Below are 19,096 nucleotides of genomic sequence, written 5' to 3' on the forward strand. Positions count from 1 at the left end.
GGTTGACTGCCTATGCGAGAACTCTCCCGCGGGCCGGCTCTCGCCGAGCCCGCGGGCAACAGGCGTTACAGATCGAAGTCGCTCTCGGTGAGGTTCTGCGTTCCCTTTATGCTGATCTTGAAGTCAGAATCGGTGCCGCCGCTGGTGTTGCCTTCCACGACGGTGAATTCCTCACCGTCTCTCGTTTCATAGCTGACCAGCAATTCCCCGCTGGCACCGGTGAATGCACCGGACACGAGGGTGAACGACTGGTTGCCAGCTGAGCCACCATTGGCGTCGATTGCGCTCAGATCAATTTTGTCTCCGGGCTGGAAGCTCATAATCGTGTCGCCGTCGGCGTCACCTCCAGACAAGAAGCGGAACGTATCGGCTCCAGCTCCACCGTCCATCACGTTGGCGGCGCTGCTTGCGGTAATGACGTCGTCACCAGAACCCGTTACGACATTCTCGATGCCCCAGAGCGTATCTTGGCCGCTGTCAGCACTGAACGCGCTGCCGATACCCATGAAGCCACTGCCGAGATCGACGGTCGCGTCGGCCGAGACCGCGCTCATGTCGAGGGTGTCATTACCCGTTCCGCCCGACATCTCGTCACCGTAGTAGGTGTCGTTTCCGTCACCTGCATTTGCGACGATCCGGTCGTCACCAGCTCCCGCGAAAACGGTGTCGTTGCCAGCACCGCCCTGAATGAGGTCGCCGCCTGCACCGCCGAAGATGTGGTCGTTACCATCATCGCCGTAGAGCATATCGGCGCCCTTGCCACCGAAGATGTCATCATCGCCGATGCCGCCGAATATGACGTCCCGCCCGTCTTCGCCGCTCAGGAGGTCGTTGCCGCTATCACCTCTGATAATATCAGCGCCAGCGCCACCCGAGATAACATCATCACCGCCGAAACCAAGCAGCGTGTCAGCGCCCGACGTACCGGTCAGGACATCCGTACCCTCGCCACCGATGTGTGCCGTGGGAGCGGGAGTCTGTACGTCGTCGTTATCGTCAACAGTTTCACTGTCGTCGTCATCACCGCTACCGGTGGTGTCGTCATCATTGTTGTTAGTGTCAGTACCGGTGCCATCACCCGTTCCGGTGTCGGTCCCGTTATCTTCATCATCGACTTCGAAAATGTGCTCCGGCAGGCCGGTCAGCCCCGTGTTGCGCGCGATGATGTCTGAGAACTCCTGACCATCGATGAAGGTCTCGTAGAAGTCGAAGTTGTCGAAACGATCGGTGTAGTAGAAGCGATCGCCCTCCTGCAGACGGTCAAGTTGCTCATGAATCACGACCCAGAAGGTTTGTCCGACGACACCGCCATTGATGTGCTTCTCGGCCAGCCCACCAACCCACACGTCGAGGCGATCTATTCCTTTGACAACCTTGGATCCATTCGCACCATCCAGAAGCTGGATATTCGGGTTGACCTCCTGGAAGGCCGCAACCTCCTCAGGTGACAAAACGAGATCCGGATATGCCTCCTTAAATTGCGCGATGACCACATCGCTCAGTCCGTTTCGGGCCTGGAAGTCTTCCCAGGACGTATACGGCGACAGATCACCTGCGAACCCAACCGCCTCCATGACGTATGGGTTCTGGGACATCATAAGATCCGCTCGGATCTGGTTGAGCGTACCCAGGCCAAGGTCACGGCTGCGTGCGACGTTGAAGGAGAAGAGATCCGCGTTGATGCGCACGAGATCGTTCCGCACTGCATCGACGATGTTGAAGTCAACTTCTTCAGCGGGCTGTTGAACGATACCGCCCAGAATGGAGTCGACGCCTAACTGTTCGTAACCTGGCTGAGGCACGTAGCCTGGAGGCAATGGTCCGGCAAACACACCGCTTTCATTGCTCGGATTGAGGAACGCATCGAACAGGGCAACCTGCGTAGGTTGGCCGTTCTCATCGATGACCGTCATGGTTTGACCGATGAGTGAGTGGCCGAACCGATACGCTGCGGCAGCAAACTCGTGAGAGATGCCTGCGTCGGCCTGCGGGTTGTACCCGTCGTGTCCGTGCGATCCTGATCCTCGCATACCACCAAGCAGGGTGTCTGCGAATTCGTCAAAGACGACACGCTGATATTCCGCTTCGTTCATCATCTTGGCAGCCTGGAACACTTCTTCCGGCGTGCCTTCAAAGCCATGTGCTTCGAGATTTTCAACGTGGAAGTTGTGGTTACGAGCCCAGATCGTATGCATCGAGGTTAGGGCGAAGTTTTCGTTCGCGCGCCCATCGCCGGCGACGTAGTGATCCAGCAGATTGATGAAGGGGTTCGTGTCCAGCAGCAAGGAGTGGCCACTGCCCATGAAATTGGAGGCGATAGATGAAACGACCATCGGATCGAAGGCACCTTCTGCATTAAGCAGCGTGCCAGTGGCACCGCCTTCCAATGGATAGTCGGTATAGTAATCCCGGAAAGCTATCGATCCGTTCGGCAAGGAGTCCGAATAGAAGATAGTGTTGTTTTCCCAGTGATGCTGGATCAGCTCACGCAGGGTGGGGAGGAGATTGAACTCTGGTGCCGACGGATCTGGTCCTCCTGCGAGCAGGTGGCTACCCAAACCGCCTGAACCGTCGCCCTCGCGCAAGAATTGTCCGACGAGTTCATGTGAGCCATAGGCTTGGTTCTGATCGACGTAAGGCGACGTCTTGTTGATGTGAATTGGCACGCCGTTCTCGTCGAATCCAGCAACCGTGCCTCGCGTGAGGTCGGCCGGGTTGTCCGTGCCTGGTGCGCGCTCGGCGCCGGGGCCGCCAATCTCGATGATCCCATTCCCACCCTTCGGGATGAAGTCGAGGCCGTGATCAAAGTACTGACCGAATGCCATGAAGAAGATGTTGGCATCCTGAGCTTTCGGCAGATTGGCTTCCTGTTCACCCAGGATGTTGCTGATGGAGCGCGGATCGAGGCCATCGAAGATCGGGTTGATCGCGCGATTTCCATCGGCATCGGGATCTCCATAGCGAGCTCCGGTAAGCCGAATGAACGGCTCGTCTGCTGCGCCCCAATCGGGGTTGGCGATGTTGTTGCCATGACCCGATACGGTGCGTACGCCAGGAACGGAATCGTCGTCACCAGGAATTTCTAGTCCGTTGACCAGAGCCTTAAGTCCCGCCAGGTCGCTCTCAGTGAGCGTAAAGTTGCCCTGACCCGAACCACCGGGAACGACCTGCGTGATGTTGTCATCCGAGAAGGTGATCGAATTACTGCCATTCGACATCGTCACGGTGCCGTCGCCGTTATCGACGATGTTATAGTCGGATGGATTTGCGCCCGGCGGCAGTTCGATTACATCCTGCGGACGCATCATGCCGAGGATCGTATCGTTCCCGCCGTTCGACTTGAACACAATCCGATGGGCCGAACTTAGGGTCGACATGTCGATTGTGTCATCCCCAGGCGTACCATCAATTGTGATCGTGCTGGTACTCAGGCTCGTTGGAGTAAAGTCTCCGATCGGGATGAACGTGTCGCCGCCGCCAGCTCCCGTGATGTGGATCTCTTCGATGTTGTCGAGTTCGGCGATAATCGATGCGTTATCGGTGCCGTTACGGGTGATGACAATTTCCGTGGCGGCATTAAGCCCGGTCATGCCCGCTGCCAACGCTTCAGCTCGCGAATAGATACGGAAAGTTTCCGCGGTCTGATCGCCGGTGATGTGGACTGTGTCCGTGGCCGCACCACCGTTCACGAAATCCCGGCCATCGCCGACACGCCAAAGCGTCAGGTCGTCGCCGCCGCCGCCATTGACCGTGTCGTTGCCTGCGCCTCCAACCAGGACGTCCGCACCATTGTTACCATTCAGGGTATCGACACCACCATGTCCCAGCAGGATATCTGAGCCGCCAGTACCGCCCGTGGTCGCGCCACCGTTTGTACCGTTAAACAAGGTGTAGGTCGTGCCTGCGAAACGGAGCTGCTCAATACTGGTCAGCGTGTCCGTGCCTTCCGCACCGACGGTGTCCGTCACGGTGAGCTGGTTGGCACCGTTTAGCGAGAAGGCATAATTTTCAACGCTACCAGAATAGACAGCGACGTCCGTTCCGCCACCGCCGTTGAGCGTATCGTTACCTTCTCCACCATTGAGCGTGTCGTTTCCACCGAGACCGCTCAAAATGTCATCGCCGGCGTTGCCGTTCAACGTATCGGCGCCGCCAAGAGCACCGATATTGAACAACCCGTTCGTTCCGGTTGCGATGTCATCACCCGCCGTTCCGTTGAACGTATTCGCCAGGAAGGGCACAGCGTTCCAATTGTCACCGACGACACCGGTTGGTTCTGAGAAGACTGTTTCGAGCTCGCCTGACCCATCAGTGAAGCTGACGGCCACACGAAGGATATCGCCGACCTGACTTCCAAATCCGAGTACACCTTCATTCGGCGTGAACGACGCGCTGGTCCCTCCGAGCCCAGCAGGGATATCGACCCAGGTCGTGCCATTATCCTCGGAAACCTGCCACTGGAAGGAGAACGGCCCCAGACCATCAGGATCCTGAATGGCGCTAGTGTCCACCGTCAACGTCTGCCCTTCGGTCGGCGTGAGATCGCTGATGACTGGAACACCCGTGGCCGGCTGGCTTACCTGTACGTCCTGATCCCGGAAGCGAAGGATCTCGATGTTGCGCAAGGTATCAACACCGTCGGAAACGATGTTGGTTCCCGTTGCCGGATCGATCTCAGCCGTCACAGTGACGTGGGTGACGGTTATGCTGCCATCGTCGTTGTAGGTGATCGTGTAATTCGCCAAGTCGTCGTTGAAGACGGCGACGTCAACATCACCCTCTTGGCCGCCATCGAGAATTTCACGGACGATGTGCAATTGGTTCGGCCTGATCTCCCGTGCGATGAGCAAATCGAAGAGTGATTTGCCCTGCCAAGCCACGATCGCGAAATCATCCGTAAACGTATGTTTTAGGCTCGTCACCGTGGCGATTTCATTTTCCGCCAAGTTCTCCTGACCGTTGCCCGTGATCCTGATGCGAACGTTCAGCCACTTGTCGCCATCGAGGACGTCGTCGCCGCCGTTGCCTTCAAGAATGTCGCTACCGCCGCCGCCTAAGAGAATGTTGCCGCTGTTGAATGCGATCATCTCTTCGAGTTCTGCCGCAGTCGCGCCAGGCGGTGCTGCGTCGATTAGATTGCCAAGCAGTTCGCGCAATCCATCGATGCGGTTGACACCAGCTTGGGTCAGTTCGTCGTTGAAGAAGACCGCTTCATTCGCCGCTGTCGTGTTGCCTTCGATGCCACCCTCACCATCCGGCAGTGCGGCAACGCGATCATCACCGATCAGCGTGTCATTTCGCTCCCAACCCGACAGCGCTTCAACCTTGTCGAAGCGGTTGCGTAGGATGTCTTGCTGCTCCGTGGTGAAGATCTTGATGCGCATATCGGCGTAGCCGTCGATCTGCGAACCTTGGAAGGTCGACCAGTCGAAGCCGAACATGCCTTCGTTACGCATAACGCTTTCGCCCTGGACCATGATGTCGTCGCCGGATTCAGCGTCGAAATCCTGCTCGTCGGATCCGGCGAACATGACGTCGTGGCCAAGGATGGTCGAGTTAAAGAAGAGCTCCGAGTTGTCGCCAGCGATCGTATCGAAGCCGCCGCCGCCTTCGATCCAGTCATCGCCCTCGTTGCCCAACAGGAAGTCGACGCCATCGCCACCAACGATGAAATCGTCACCTTCACCACCGAACACTTCGGTATCGTCCACGCCGACAAAGAATACGTCCTTGCCGTCGCCACCCATAAGGATGTCCAAACCGTTCGAATTGGCGATTACGTCGTCGCCTTCATCGCCCTTGATAAAGTCTCCGGTATCGCCTTCGTCCGTGATGATGTCGTCACCGGCACCACCCATAATGAGGTCGACGCCCTGGCCACCTTCGATACGGTCATCGCCGCCGTCGCCCCAGATCGCATCGTCACCAAGGTCGCCTATGAGCGTGTCTGCATCATTGGTGCCGCCGAGCACGACGTGCTCGCCGCCAGAGAAGCGCAGATAGTTGCCAGGTGATCCATTTGGATTTTCTCGAACGACTTTGCCGAGACCGAGAGCCTCAAGCACCGGATCGTTTCCGACTGGATCGTCGCCGATCTGCATAGCCTGGTTGACTTCGAGGATGTGGTCATACTTCAGGAATGCATCGATACCGATGTGGTGGGCTACGGTGTCGTCAGCCGTACCTTTGATGCCATCAGGGCCGGGATCTTGAATGAGATCGGTATTGGCCATGATGAGCTTTGAGAATGCATTGTTCTCAAGCTCATTGAGGAAATTCAGGCCTTGGGTACGCGTCAGATAGTAGAAGCGATCGCCGTCCTGCAGGTTTTCTAGCTGTGCTTCGAAGATGGCATTGAACGTCGAACCCAGCATGCCGCCGAACAGCAGAATCCGCTCGGCGAGACCGCCGATCCAGAGATCGATGGTGTTAAGGCCCGTATTCTCGGCGCTGTATGAGCCGGTGCTATTGAGGAACGCTTTCCGATCAGCGTCAAAAGCCGCCTGCTCTGTCGGATCTGTGATTGACTGGTCGCCGAAGACAAGTTTGATCGCCGCGTCGCGGCGGCCCGCAAGACTATCTCCCGCGGAAAGAATGGTGTCATGCGTGCCGTAAGCGGCCAGGAAGTTGACCACCGAGATCGGATTCTTCAAGTTTGCGGCGAACTCTACCCAGCTCTCATATGGCTTGAGGAAGCTAGATCCTGTCGCGGCGAAGAGCTGAGCACGCGCATCGTTAAGTGTGGGAACGCCCGTATCCCTGGCACGTGCAATGTTGATAGCTGCGAGGTCGAGCGGAAGCCCAAGCAAATTGTTGCGGAGTGAACCGACGACAAATTCGTCGATCTCGTTACCGTGGACCAATGTCATGCCGCGAACAATGGCGCCTGCGGCCTCTTCGTGGCTGATGGCACCGTTCTGGTCAAATTCCACGGGATTGAGAAAGGCTTCGATCAAGCCCAGATCAGCTTCGGATTCCCACGTCGTGGGGTCCACCAGCGGCTGGCCGTTCTCATCGACGAAGATGCGCCCGACCGTATCCGTCAGCATGGAGTGGCCGAAGCGGTAAACGGTGTTGGCAAACTCCGCGAAAATGGCTGGGTTGATGTCCGTCACGCTGTTGAATACGAACGGATCAATGGCTGGTTGCACTTTACGGGCGAACTCTTCGAACACGAGATGCTGATACTGCATCTCAGTCGCGAACCGCGCCATCTGGAACAGCCGCTCGCCATCCCAATTGAGGGTTTCAGCATAGGCCGCCAACGCTGCCGGGTCCGTAGGAATCGCGTCAACTTCAGCTGGCGTGAGATCTGTCAGCAGCCACTCGTTAATGAAATCGATGTCACCCGATTCAAGAACTGTCTTCTTGTTGAGCGCTACTTGGCGGTTATGTTCCGAGTGGAATACGTGATGGACTGCGGTCAGAGCAATGTTCTCGTTTCCACGCCCATCGCCGGTGATGAAGTGGCGATCGAGAAGTTCATCATCGTAGGTTCCGGCTGGTTGGGCGTCCGCAGGTCCACTGACATCGGTGTCGCTGTCAGCGACCTTCATGCTATCCGGGACACCATCGCCGTTGCTGTCAAACATTCCGGGCGCTGCGTTGTGCGCGATATCATCGAGGAATGCGTGCGCTGTGCGTACCGGGCCCAGGCCACCGTTCACATCTGCAATGACGACGGGCTGGACGATGCCATTTATGTCAACGGTTGCGCTCGCGACGATGTCGTCTGACGTATTTGGAATGCCGTCTGCGCCAATGCCGACGATAACCTGCGGGAATCCATCTGCGCCGCGAATGAACTCACCGTAGGCGTCCGTACGCAGGAGCGGGACATTCAAGACGTCGATGTCGCTCAGAACGATCCCAAGCTTCTCTAGAGCCTGGGCCTTGACGTCGCCCCACGTGGGGAGCCCGCCATTCTCGCCGTTCAGCAAGCGGCCGGTGGCAACGGGTACTCCGTCGACGATCGCATACTCACGCAAGAAGACCTGATGCGACGCGTGCGAGGTATACGTCTGGTTCTGATCGACAAATGGCGTCGTCGTGTTGACGTGGTTGACCTCCCCGTCGGGTCCTTCGACAGGTTGAGCGCGTGTGAGCGCCATGAAGCGCAAGTGAGTGGGCAAGTCGTCGGCGGTGCCCAACACGCCGTCCGCGCCGAGCACGAGCGGATCGTCTTCGTTTAGGGGAATGAAGACCGTACCGTTGTCGCTCTTCGTGATCAGGTCGAGACCGTGATCAAAAAACTGGCCGAAGAACGTCATCCAGCCGTTGAACGATGCGGAAATACCCTCGTCGGGCGCTATGTTGGGAATCAACGAAAGATCTTCATTCGTGATCTCCCGGTGGGTCGCAGTCTCAACGATGCCGTCCACCGCCGGTACATCCAGAGTACCCGGTGCAGCCGGCTCCTTGCCGTATTTCTCGATAAATGCAGCTGTAGCCAATTCATTGTTGAACCAGGCCACAATGGCAGCCGGGTTGTTGACGCTCATGTCGACGATCAAGTTTGAGATGATCCGGGGATCTGCGTCAGCAACGTTACCCGGTTGCCCGTAATCGGTGTTCGTGACGACTGGCCCGCCCGGAGGACCAAGCGGCATTTGATCACCGTCCTGGTCATCGAGGAAGCTTCCTTCAAGCATGCGCGGCATGACCTGGTCCGCAGCACCCCAAAGTTCGCGTCCTTCAACGAGGTTGTTATAGCTGCCATCGACTGTACGCAGACCGAACGGTGTTTTCGGATCAGGTATCGCGCGCGGCGCGGCGGGGTCGCCAAGATAGACGCCATCTGGCCCGTACAGGGCTGGGTCTGTGATCACGTTGCCGTTCGCGTCGAGACGGATCTCCGTTAGGGCCGCACCATTAGAATGCGCTTCGGCGATCTTGATCTGCTTCAGGATGAATTCCAGATCATGCTGATTCAACGTGACGCCCATCTCGGTCTCCATCGGCAACGGTTGAAGCTGTCGACGATGCCGACAGCAATGCGGTCTGCAGACAGACCTGCGATCATGAGCTCCAGGATGGATGGGAAATCGATGCGCAAGTAGGGGAGAAGGTCGGACTCAATGTTCGGACTTGGGTCCAGTTTGGGGTCCGACCAAAGATCCGACTAGACATTGGACCATCGGGCGGGAACCAATCGGACTAAAGGCTGATGGGTGACCAGACCATCGTCTGAGTTTCTCTATGACAGCGTAGACCTTGCTGCGCCGAACGCCGGCACGCGTGCCGCAATTGAGATCTTAAAACGTCAAGTCGCGCCCGTACTTTGTCATGCGAGAGAATGATGGTTCCGTGCTTCCACCGTAGGCGCACGCAAACCAATAAAGGGAGGCACGGCCTCCCTTTTCATCGAGAAATAAAATTGAATAGTTTTTTGCCGTATTCCGGAATCAATTCCGGTAGACTGTGGGGCCGTACTTATGCTCTGCAGATAAATTCTGAGCGGCTAATACGACTTCAATTCTGTTGCGAGCATTTAGCTTCTGCATCAGAATTGTCATATAATGCTTTACCGTTTTTTCGCTGATTGCGAGTTGATTTGCTATTTCTTTATTCGTTTTACCACGCAGCAACAAACGGACGATCTGCTCCTCCCGGATGCTCAGCTTGATAGCAGCTGCCGCACGCTTGCGCAGCGACGCATCGCGCAACGCGGATATCACTTGTGTCGCAAACCTTTGCGTGATGTAGGTCTCACCGCCCACGACCGCGACCAGCGCTTTGCATAGCTCTTCAGCTGTGCTTCCTTTGGAAACGAAACCACTCGCACCCAGCTCAAGCGCTCGCAATGCGTACTCGACCCCGACCAATCCCGTAAAAACGACGACTTTTGTATTTGGACATTTCCCGTTGATTTTCGACATCGCTTCATATGCGTTGCCGTCAATATTTAAGTCCAGCACGAGAACGTCCGGTTTATGCACAACGGCGCTATTCACCGCGTCGGCTGCGGAAGTTCCCCTTGCTACAACCTGAAAATCTTGAACTCGAGAAAATGCACTAATAAGGCCATCCATCATAATCGGATGACCGTCGATAAACGCCACAGAAATTTTTGACACCTCAATGCTCCACACATCCGTGTTGGAATTAACATAATACTCACAATGTTGTGAAGCGGCAAACTATCTTTTTAGCGTTTGATTAACCCAGCATCGCTCGTTGATCTCATGCGTTTCTATCTATTGACTTTATTGCCGTCCGGCTCATACGCCGGATAGATTGCTCAATGCGAACGTTCCTTTGCATAATTTTTAAGCTGATCTTCCTTGTGCTGTAGATAATCTTCGACACTCCTTCTTCAACCTCAGATGCGAGCCGGCAATCCCGACCATGGACTGGATTAACGCCGTCGCCGCCGCACTCATTCAACATATTCGATAGGATATATTGATGGACTCATTTGCGCCACGCATGGCGCAACGTGAGGCCTTTTTGCGCATTATTGTTTGACTAGCTATATAGCTTAACGGCTATAACGTTGGCGTAATACTCGTTCATGTGGGAGGGAACATCAGTGATTAGAACGAGGCGTATCGCGCCCTTTGCTTGTGCTGTCATAGCGTTTGAATCTTCCGTGGTTTTTGCTCAAGACGCCGCTCCGACACCCGGCGCCGACGTGACAGCTTCCGACGCCACAGTGCTCCCACCTATAGTTGTGGTGTCCCCATCGCAGGCCCTCTCCAAGCCCGTTCGCAAGGTTGCACCCGCTCCATCTGTGACCGATGTCGACGGAGCACCCATCGGCCCTCTGCCAGCCTCGAGCGGTTCGGGCAGAGGTGCCGTCGGTGTCTTCACACTCGGGCAGCTGGATGCCATCGGAGGCAGCACCATCACCAACGAGGCGATGTGGACCTTCAACAAAAACTCGCTCGATCAGGCCGTCAGCATTTTGCCCGGCGTTACGATGCAAAACACCGGGGGCAGCCGAAACGAGCGCGATATATCCGTGCGAGGCTTCGACCGGCTTCGCGTTCCATTATCCATCGATGGTGTGCGCATTTATCTGCCAGCCGACAATCGCCTCGACTTCAACCGCTTTCTCACGTCTGACCTTGCCGAAGTACAAGTGCAGAAAGGCTACGTGTCGGTCTTGAACGGTCCCGGCGGCATGGGCGGTGCGATCAATCTCGTCTCTCGGAAGCCGACGAAAGCCATGGAAACAGAAGCCCGCTTGGGGGCGGTGTTGAACGGCAACTCCGGTTCGCTCAATGCATGGAACAGCTACGGCTACGCCGGCACACGCCAGGACGAATACTACGCGCAAATTTCTGGGACGATTCTCGATCAGGACCACTGGAATTTGTCAGACAGATTCACGCCCATCAACCTCGCCAACGAGAATGGCGGGGACCGCGAACACTCGGATATCCGTGACTGGCGCATCAACGTCAAGGCCGGCTACACGCCGAACGCGACCGATGAGTACAGCCTCAGTTATACGTCGCAGTCCGGTGAGAAGAGTGCGCCCCTTCATGTTATTGGGCAGGAAGTGCAAGGCCCGCGTTATTAGACGTGGCCCTATTGGGACATTCAAAGCACGTCGTGGCTGTCCAAAACGCAAGTCGGTTCGGCCTCGTACGTCAAGACGAACGCCTACTACAACACCTTCAAAAACCTTCTTTCGACCTACGATGACGCGAGCTATTCATCACGAACGATGGGGCGGGCTTTCGACAGCTATTACGATGACTATGCCATCGGGGGATTTCTCGAAGCTGGCACAAACCTCATTCCAATGAACACACTCAAAGGTGCTGTTCATTTCCGCCGCGATAATCACGCTGAAGCCCAGCTCGGCCGTCCGGATCTCCCGGGCAGCATTCGTGAGCCGTGGCATCATAACATCGAAGACACTTGGTCGTTCGCCGTCGAGAACACATTTCACGCGACCCGCCGTCTCGATATCGTGACCGGCATCAGCTACGACAAAAACGTCGTGCATAAAGCTGAGGATTTCGACAACGGCGTCATCATCCAAAACGATACTCCGAACAACGATGCCTGGAATGGCCAAGCGGCGGCCATCTATAGCTTCAGCGATACCGGCAAGGCGCACGCGTCTGTCTCTGACCGGACAAGGTTTCCAACAGTCTTCGAGCGGTTCAGCACGCGCTTTGGGTTCGCGGTTCCAAATCCGGACCTCGCCCCAGAGCGGACGATCAACTATGAAATCGGCTGGGCCGACATTTTTATCGACAAGCTCAAGCTGTCTTCGGCCATTTTCTATTCGGATCTGAAGAACTCGATTCAGCCCGTTTTCGTCGCCAGGAATGCAATCCAGAACCAAAACATAAAGGGCGAGAACTACGGTGTGGAATTCTCGTTCGATTGGGATATCCAGCCGGGTCTCAGGATCGGCGGCAACTACACATATCTCGAACGCGAGTTGGATTATCTGTCGGCAGGTCCGCGTCCAGAAGGCACACCGCGTCACCAAGCATTTCTGTATTTGGCTTGGCAGGCGACGGACAAGCTAACGCTAACCCCTAGTCTCGAACTCGCCAGCGATCGCAACAGCCTGGTGACCAACTCGACGAGCACGCTCTTGGCATCAAACCCGATGCCAAACTACGTCAAAATTGGGTCGTACGCGTTGCTCAACCTGCAGGCCGAGTATGCCTTCAATGAGAATTTCACCGCGGCAATCGGCGCTACAAACCTACTCGATCAAGATTATCAACTGGCCGAAGGATTTCCGGAACCCGGTCGACAGTTTTTCGCCAACGTGAAAGCCAAGTTCTAGGGTGCTATCACGCGCGAAACCGCGCTCTTCAAGCCGGACCTCCAGACCGGCTTGAAGAGACCTTTCCCTTCCGTGATTCGACGTTGTATCCTGTATGCTATCTCGATGTTCCCGCACGGGGCGGGAACCCGTGATCGGCGCGGTACCCAGCTTTCTGATCGGCGGGTCAACGCCATCATGTGGGGAGGCTATCTCGTGCCGAAATCACTGCGACCTGCACGCTCTGGTGATGTCTCAAAACCTGAGCTTTTCATTCGCCTTAAATTCTCAGAAGGCAGCTTTCTAGGGCCCGGCAAGGTGGAGCTCCTTGAGGGTATCGAGAAATACGGCTCGATTGTCGCCGCGGGCAAAGCCATGGGCATGTCCTACAAGCGCGCCTGGTATCTCGCCGATGAAATCAACGAGATGTTTGAGCAGCCCGTCGTCGTCAAAAAGCATGGCGGTAAAGCAGGTGGCGGCGCGGAACTGACAGATCATGGCAGGGAAATCGTTGCGCATTACAGGTCCGTGCAAAAGCTCTCAGCGGAAGCTGCGGCGACCCATATTCGCAAAATTCGCAAGGCTCTCCGAAAGGATGGGACAGCTTAAATTTGGGCCCGTTTCCGAGATCAGTCTGCAATCCGTTCGGACAGCGACATATAAAGTTACATGAAACGAGACAGCAAGCTTTCGGGCGTCCTCCACGTTCTTCTTCACATGCTCGGCTCTGATGAGCCGGCGACCTCCGAACAGCTGGCTAGGATGATGGGCACAAATCCTGTCGTCGTGCGCCGCATCATGGCCGGCCTCAGAGACCAAGGATTTGTGACGTCAGCGAAAGGCCATGGCGGGGGATGGACCGTCGCCTGCGATCCAACAAAGGTCACGCTTGCCGACATTTATAGAGCCGTGGGTGAACCGACGCTCGTCGCGATGGGCCATCGCTCCGAAATGCCGGCTTGTCTCGTCGAGCAATCCGTCAACCGCGCGCTCAATAGCGCCTTTCTCGAAGTGGAGTCCGTGTTTCTGGCCCACTTGGAAGCCGTGACGCTTGCATCTCTCTCCAAAGACTTTAACCGCAGGCTTGTTCAACGAGGACAGACCTTGAAAGAACAGCGCCACGATTCTTGATATTTTCTAGTTGGCTTGCCCCTGCGCTTATGGAGAGCTGCGGCAGTCCCCCCGCATCTGGATGATTTTTCGAAGCTTCCTATTTCGCCTCCACACGTGCGCAGACGTGGTGGGGTCCGTCGTCCCACCGCACGCGCTCCCCATGCTGCCCTGAACCCCAAATTTATTGGTTCCATTTTGGATGCAGTTTGGTCTTTATTTTCACAATTGTCACTCCATAGGCTGCGATATAGCTTGCCGGCATGACGCATTCACGGTCGCTCTAGCCACATCGCTCACCGGGAGAAAACATCATGTCCAAGCAGAAGCTTGAAGTGCTCACGCCGCAGAACTCGCAACTGATTTTCATCGACCAGCAGCCGCAGATGGCCTTCGGCGTTCAGAGCATCGACCGCCAAACGCTCAAAAACAATGTCGTTGCGCTTGCAAAATCTGCAAAGGTCTTCAACCTCCCGACAATCATCACGACGGTTGAGACGGAATCTTTCTCCGGCCACACCTACCCGGAGCTCCTGAGCGTCTTTCCAGAACACCCCATTCTGGAACGCACTTCGATGAATTCCTGGGATGACCAGAAAGTGCGCGATGCACTTGCCAAGAACGGTCGCAACAAGGTCATTGTTTCCGGTCTCTGGACCGAAGTGTGCAATACGACGTTCGCGCTCTCAGCAATGCATGACGCAGACTATGAGATCTACATGGTCGCTGATGCGTCCGGCGGCACCTCGCTCGATGCTCACAACTACGCCATGCAGCGAATGGTGCAGGCCGGTGTGGTTCCTGTCACCTGGCAGCAGGTCCTGCTCGAGTGGCAGCGTGATTGGGCGCACCGCGACACCTATGATGCTGTTACCGGCGTTGTGAAAGAACATTCCGGTGCTTACGGCATGGGCATCGATTACGCTTACACGATGGTGCACAAGGCTGAAGAGCGCGCGAAACATGGGCCAACACTTGCCCCCGTTCCGGCCACCTAAGTCGCGACTTTCGAAGAGCTTTTAGCCGGCGTCGCTACGGCGCCCGCCCTTCCAAAAGGATACGCGCCGTGAATATTCGCCGCCGCACTTTCGTTCGTGGCCTCGCCTCCGTGGGCGCTCTCGCCACCGTGACACCGCGAACCTCGTGGAGCCAGCCAATGACAGACGCACCCGACCTCATCTTGCGTGATGGGCGCATCACGACACTTGATCGCAACGTCCCCGAAGCGCAGGCCATCGCCATCAAGGATGGGCTCGTGCAGATGGCTGGCACAACGGACGACGTCATGCGCACAGCGGGTGCCAAGACGAAGGTGGTCAACCTCGACGGCCGGCGCGTCATTCCGGGCTTGAACGACAGCCATACCCACCTGATCCGCGGCGGGCTCAACTTCAACATGGAATTACGCTGGGAAGGTGTTCCGTCAGTGGCCGATGCGCTGCGGCTTCTGAAGCAACAGGCCGCACGGACACCGGCACCGCAATGGGTTCGTGTGGTCGGCGGCTGGTCTGAGTTTCAATTTTCAGAACGGCGTCTGCCAACTCTGGATGAGATCAATGCGGCCGCGCCCGATACCCCGGTCTTTATTCTACACCTCTACGGTCAGGCGCTTCTCAACAAAGCGGCGATCAACGTTCTCGGAATCAACAAGAACACCCCCAATCCTCCCGGTGGACTTATCGAGAAGGACTCGCAGGGAATCCCGACGGGCCTGCTCATCGCCAAGCCCTCAGCACTGATCCTTTATTCGACGCTGGCGCGTGGCCCCAAGCTCCCCATCGAAGATCAGATCAATTCCACCCGCCACTACATGCGCGAAATGAACCGGCTCGGCATCACGTCCGTGATTGATGCTGGCGGTGGCGGTCAGAACTATCCCGAGGACTACGATGTCATTCAACGCTTGCATGATGACGATCAGCTGACGGTACGCATCGCCTATAATCTCTTCGCGCAAAAAGCCGGTGACGAACTCAATGACTATGAACGCTGGCTTACGCTCACGAAGCCCGGCGCCGGTGATGCGATGTTGCGCATGAACGGTGCAGGTGAAAACCTCGCTTGGTCGGCCGCAGACTTTGAAAACTTCCTCGAACCGCGCCCTGACCTTGTCCCCACGATGGAAAGCGAGATCGAGCCTATTGTCGAGCTGCTTGCCACCAACAGATGGCCGTTCCGAATCCACGCCACATATGACGAGTCGATCGATCGTTTTCTTTCGGTCTTCGAACGCGTCAACGGCCGAGCCCCCTTTGAAACACGCTTTATCATTGACCACGCAGAGACCATCAGTGATCGCAATATCGATCGCATCAAAGCGTTGGGGGGCGGCATTGCGATCCAACATCGCATGGCATTTCAGGGCGAGTATTTCGTCAACCGTTATGGCGCAGAAGCCGCGCGGAACACGCCGCCGATCTCCAAGATGCTGGCGGCTGGATTGCCGGTCGGTGCAGGTACCGATGCGACGCGTGTTGCCTCCTACGATCCGTGGGTCGCACTTTATTGGCTAACAACCGGAAAGACGCTTGGAGGCCTTCCGCTCTACGGAGAGGACAATGTTCTCGATCGTGAAACCGCCTTGCGACTGTGGACGAAGGGTTCGGCGTGGTTCTCGGGCGAGGCCGACGTCAAAGGAACGCTCGCACAGGGGCAATACGCGGACCTCGCAGTCCTCTCCGCCGACTACATGAGCGTTCCGCCTGAGGAGATCCGTCGGATCAATTCCGTGCTCACGATCGTCGGTGGCAAGGTTGTTTACGGAGAAGGCAACTACGCGGACCTGTCGCCTCCCGTACCACCGGCATCACCGTCGTGGAGCCCGGTCGGCGCGATACCAAGTCCTGCCCAACGTGCAGATGCTGGCGAGGGGACACACTTCGCTCATTCCTGCCACGACGGATGCCGTCATAGCTGCGGTGTCCACGGCCACGATCACGGCATTGCCTGGAACACGCCGATCCCGGTCGGGGACAAGAAGGCCTTTTGGGGAGCGTTGGGCTGCTCCTGCTTCGCGGTCTAGGTCGACGGTGGAACCCTCACATTCGGAGCCAACGCAATGGATGCCAAGAAAACAACTGAATCCGCGAAGGCTCCGTCGGCGTGGGCCCCGCTCGCACGACCGGCCTTTGCCGTCCTGTGGACCGCCACCATCGTGTCCAACATCGGCACCTGGATGCATGACGTGGGTGCGGGATGGTTGATGACGGACTTGTCACCGTCTCCGCTCGTAGTGGCGGCCGTGCAGGCCGCCACGACGTTGCCGGTGTTTCTCTTTGGCCATCCGGCGGGCGCGCTTGCTGACATCGTTGACCGGCGCAAACTGCTGCTCATCGTCAACGCGATCTTAGGAGTTGTTGCCGGAATTCTCGCCTTCCTTGTGAGCTTCGGGATGGTGACCCCGACACTGCTTCTTCTCATTACGTTCATCATGGGTACGGGCGCCGCTTTCATGGCCCCGGCGTGGCAGGCCGTCGTGCCGCAGCTCGTGCCACGGCAAGAGTTGACGGCGGCAATTGCACTTAATTCCATGGGGATCAACGTCAGCCGCGCAATCGGTCCGGCGTTGGCAGGCTTTCTTATTGTGGCGTATGGCCTTGCGACACCCTTCTTTATCAATGCGCTGAGTGTCGTCGGCATCATTGCTGCGCTTTTATGGTGGCGGCAGCCGCGCATCGCTGAAAGTCAGTTGCCCCCTGAGCAAGTCGGCTCCGCGATTGTTGCCGGCCTGCGCTATGCACTCAACAGCCGGCCCGTGGCGTGGACGCTTATTCGGGCTCTGGGTTTCTTCATCTTCGCCAGTGCTTTTTGGGCGCTCATTCCTCTTATCGTACGCAACGTTTTAAAGGGCGGCCCCACTCTGTATGGCATTCTTCTCGGGTGCCTTGGCGCGGGCGCAGTCGCCGGAGCGGTCGCTCTACCAAAACTGAAAGCACGGTTCGGGCCAGACATCACGGTCGCGGCGGGATCTATCGGTACCGCTGCCGTCCTCGCGATCCTCTCGTTCACCGACAATCCTATTCTTGCGGCGATCGCCTGTGGGCTCGCTGGGGTATCGTGGATTGCTGTTCTCTCAAGTTTACAGGTCTCAGCGCAGACCGCTTTGCCCAACTGGGTGCGCGCACGCGGGCTTTCGATTTTTCTCACCGTCTTCTTTGGTGCGATGTCCGGGGGCAGTCTGATCTGGGGTAAGGTTGCAACGCTTGTCGGCATTCCCACGACCCTCCTCGTCGCGGCTGCAGGCGCGTTGCTCATGATCCCACTGACATGGCGGGCAAAACTCAACCGAGGTGAGACGCTCGACCTCACGCCATCGATGCATTGGCCTCAACCGCTCGTTTCCGACGAGGCCACACACGATCGCGGACCGGTCATGATCCAGGTGACCTACGAAATCGCGGAAAAAGATCGCGCCAACTTCATCACCCTCATGAACGAACTCTCGGCCGCACGGCGACGGGGTGGGGGATATGGCTGGACGCTCATGCAAGATGCCGCCGACCCGTCCCGGTTCGTCGAAACCTGGTGCGAGGTTTCGTGGCTCTACCATCTGCGTCACCACGAGCGCGTGACCGGCGCAGACCACGCCGTACAAGACCGCATCCTCGCACTGCATCGTGGCTCAGACCCGCCCGTCGTCACGCATTTGATCCGAGCTTAAGGAAACAACAGTGCAGCAGAAATGTCTCCCGCTGCACTATTGGGATTTGGCACATTCTGGGTACATCGCGCGTACCCCTCACATCAAAGTTTAGGCATCTTTACTGTTCGATTGAACCTTTTCTGGGGCTCACGAGTTGCTGCTGCTGCCGGGGCTCATTAAAGGAGAATTCTTGATGAGATTAACCTCCATCGCAGCCGGTATCGCGATCGCTGGTTCATTATGCGTCGGGATGCCCGCCGCTCAGGCCGCACCGTTATCGCAACCACAAACTACGCAGCAAACCATCTTTCGCCCATCGCTCCTCGAAAAAGCGCAATGGGGAGGAAGCTGGCGTCGCCACTGCCGCCGGTGGCGGCGTGAATGCCGCTGGCGTTGGGGTGGCGGCTGGCGCTTTCGCCGCTGCATGGTGCGCCACGGGTGCTAAGCGGTTCGGCTAACGATGCCTGACATTGGCACGGCTGCTTCAGGCCGTGCCATCCGCGCGTGATGCGCATCTTCCACATTGCAGTCTACGGCTCGTGCAAGAGGCTAGCCAATTGTGTGTTCTGCCGACTTCCACCCAAGTGGTCAGAGCCGTAAGAATG

The 19,096-nt window shown here is 57.0% G+C and carries 9 protein-coding genes; 7 read left to right on the top strand and 2 right to left on the bottom strand.

The window, feature by feature from the left end:
* Positions 1-65: 65 nt before the first annotated feature.
* Complete coding sequence (locus tag K5845_RS13270; protein ID WP_287959173.1) at positions 66-8,945, bottom strand: peroxidase family protein; 8,880 nt, start codon at positions 8,943-8,945, stop codon at positions 66-68.
* A 459-nt stretch (positions 8,946-9,404) separates the two neighbouring features.
* Positions 9,405-10,076, bottom strand: coding sequence for a LuxR C-terminal-related transcriptional regulator (locus K5845_RS13275; RefSeq protein WP_287959174.1), 672 nt, complete (start codon positions 10,074-10,076; stop codon positions 9,405-9,407).
* Positions 10,077-10,591: 515 nt separating this feature from the next.
* On the opposite strand from K5845_RS13275, the gene K5845_RS13280 reads away from it, so the two are divergent.
* From K5845_RS13280 to K5845_RS13310, 7 genes are all read left to right on the top strand, one after another.
* Positions 10,592-11,527, top strand: a complete 936-nt coding sequence (locus tag K5845_RS13280; protein WP_287959175.1) for a TonB-dependent receptor plug domain-containing protein — start codon at positions 10,592-10,594, stop codon at positions 11,525-11,527.
* Between the two features lie 36 nt (positions 11,528-11,563).
* Positions 11,564-12,760 carry a TonB-dependent receptor gene (locus tag K5845_RS13285; protein ID WP_353736548.1) on the top strand — a complete coding sequence of 399 codons (1,197 nt, stop codon included), beginning with the start codon at positions 11,564-11,566 and terminating at the stop codon, positions 12,758-12,760.
* 72 nt (positions 12,761-12,832) lie between these two features.
* Positions 12,833-13,348 carry a winged helix-turn-helix domain-containing protein gene (locus K5845_RS13290; RefSeq protein WP_244512343.1) on the top strand — a complete coding sequence of 172 codons (516 nt, stop codon included), beginning with the start codon at positions 12,833-12,835 and terminating at the stop codon, positions 13,346-13,348.
* Between the two features lie 60 nt (positions 13,349-13,408).
* A complete protein-coding gene (locus K5845_RS13295; RefSeq protein WP_090226251.1) occupies positions 13,409-13,870 on the top strand; it encodes an Rrf2 family transcriptional regulator in 462 nt (153 codons plus the stop codon).
* 293 nt (positions 13,871-14,163) lie between these two features.
* Positions 14,164-14,847 carry a hydrolase gene (locus K5845_RS13300; RefSeq protein WP_287959176.1) on the top strand — a complete coding sequence of 228 codons (684 nt, stop codon included), beginning with the start codon at positions 14,164-14,166 and terminating at the stop codon, positions 14,845-14,847.
* A 158-nt stretch (positions 14,848-15,005) separates the two neighbouring features.
* Positions 15,006-16,871, top strand: coding sequence for an amidohydrolase (locus K5845_RS13305; RefSeq protein WP_090226256.1), 1,866 nt, complete (start codon positions 15,006-15,008; stop codon positions 16,869-16,871).
* Positions 16,872-16,907: 36 nt separating this feature from the next.
* On the top strand, positions 16,908-18,509 hold the full coding sequence (locus K5845_RS13310; protein WP_287959177.1) for an MFS transporter: 1,602 nt from the start codon (positions 16,908-16,910) through the stop codon (positions 18,507-18,509).
* Positions 18,510-19,096: the final 587 nt, after the last annotated feature.

Origin of the sequence: Filomicrobium sp., assembly GCF_025698805.1 — a bacterium.
In the GTDB taxonomy this organism is placed as follows: Bacteria; Pseudomonadota; Alphaproteobacteria; order Rhizobiales; family Hyphomicrobiaceae; genus Filomicrobium; species Filomicrobium insigne.

Coding starts and splice junctions, on each gene's coding strand:
- K5845_RS13270 (WP_287959173.1), bottom strand. CDS start 8,945: ATGGGCGTCACGTTGAATCAGCATGATCTGGAATTCATCCTGAAGCAG.
- K5845_RS13295 (WP_090226251.1), top strand. CDS start 13,409: ATGAAACGAGACAGCAAGCTTTCGGGCGTCCTCCACGTTCTTCTTCAC.
- K5845_RS13300 (WP_287959176.1), top strand. CDS start 14,164: ATGTCCAAGCAGAAGCTTGAAGTGCTCACGCCGCAGAACTCGCAACTG.
- K5845_RS13305 (WP_090226256.1), top strand. CDS start 15,006: ATGACAGACGCACCCGACCTCATCTTGCGTGATGGGCGCATCACGACA.
- K5845_RS13310 (WP_287959177.1), top strand. CDS start 16,908: ATGGATGCCAAGAAAACAACTGAATCCGCGAAGGCTCCGTCGGCGTGG.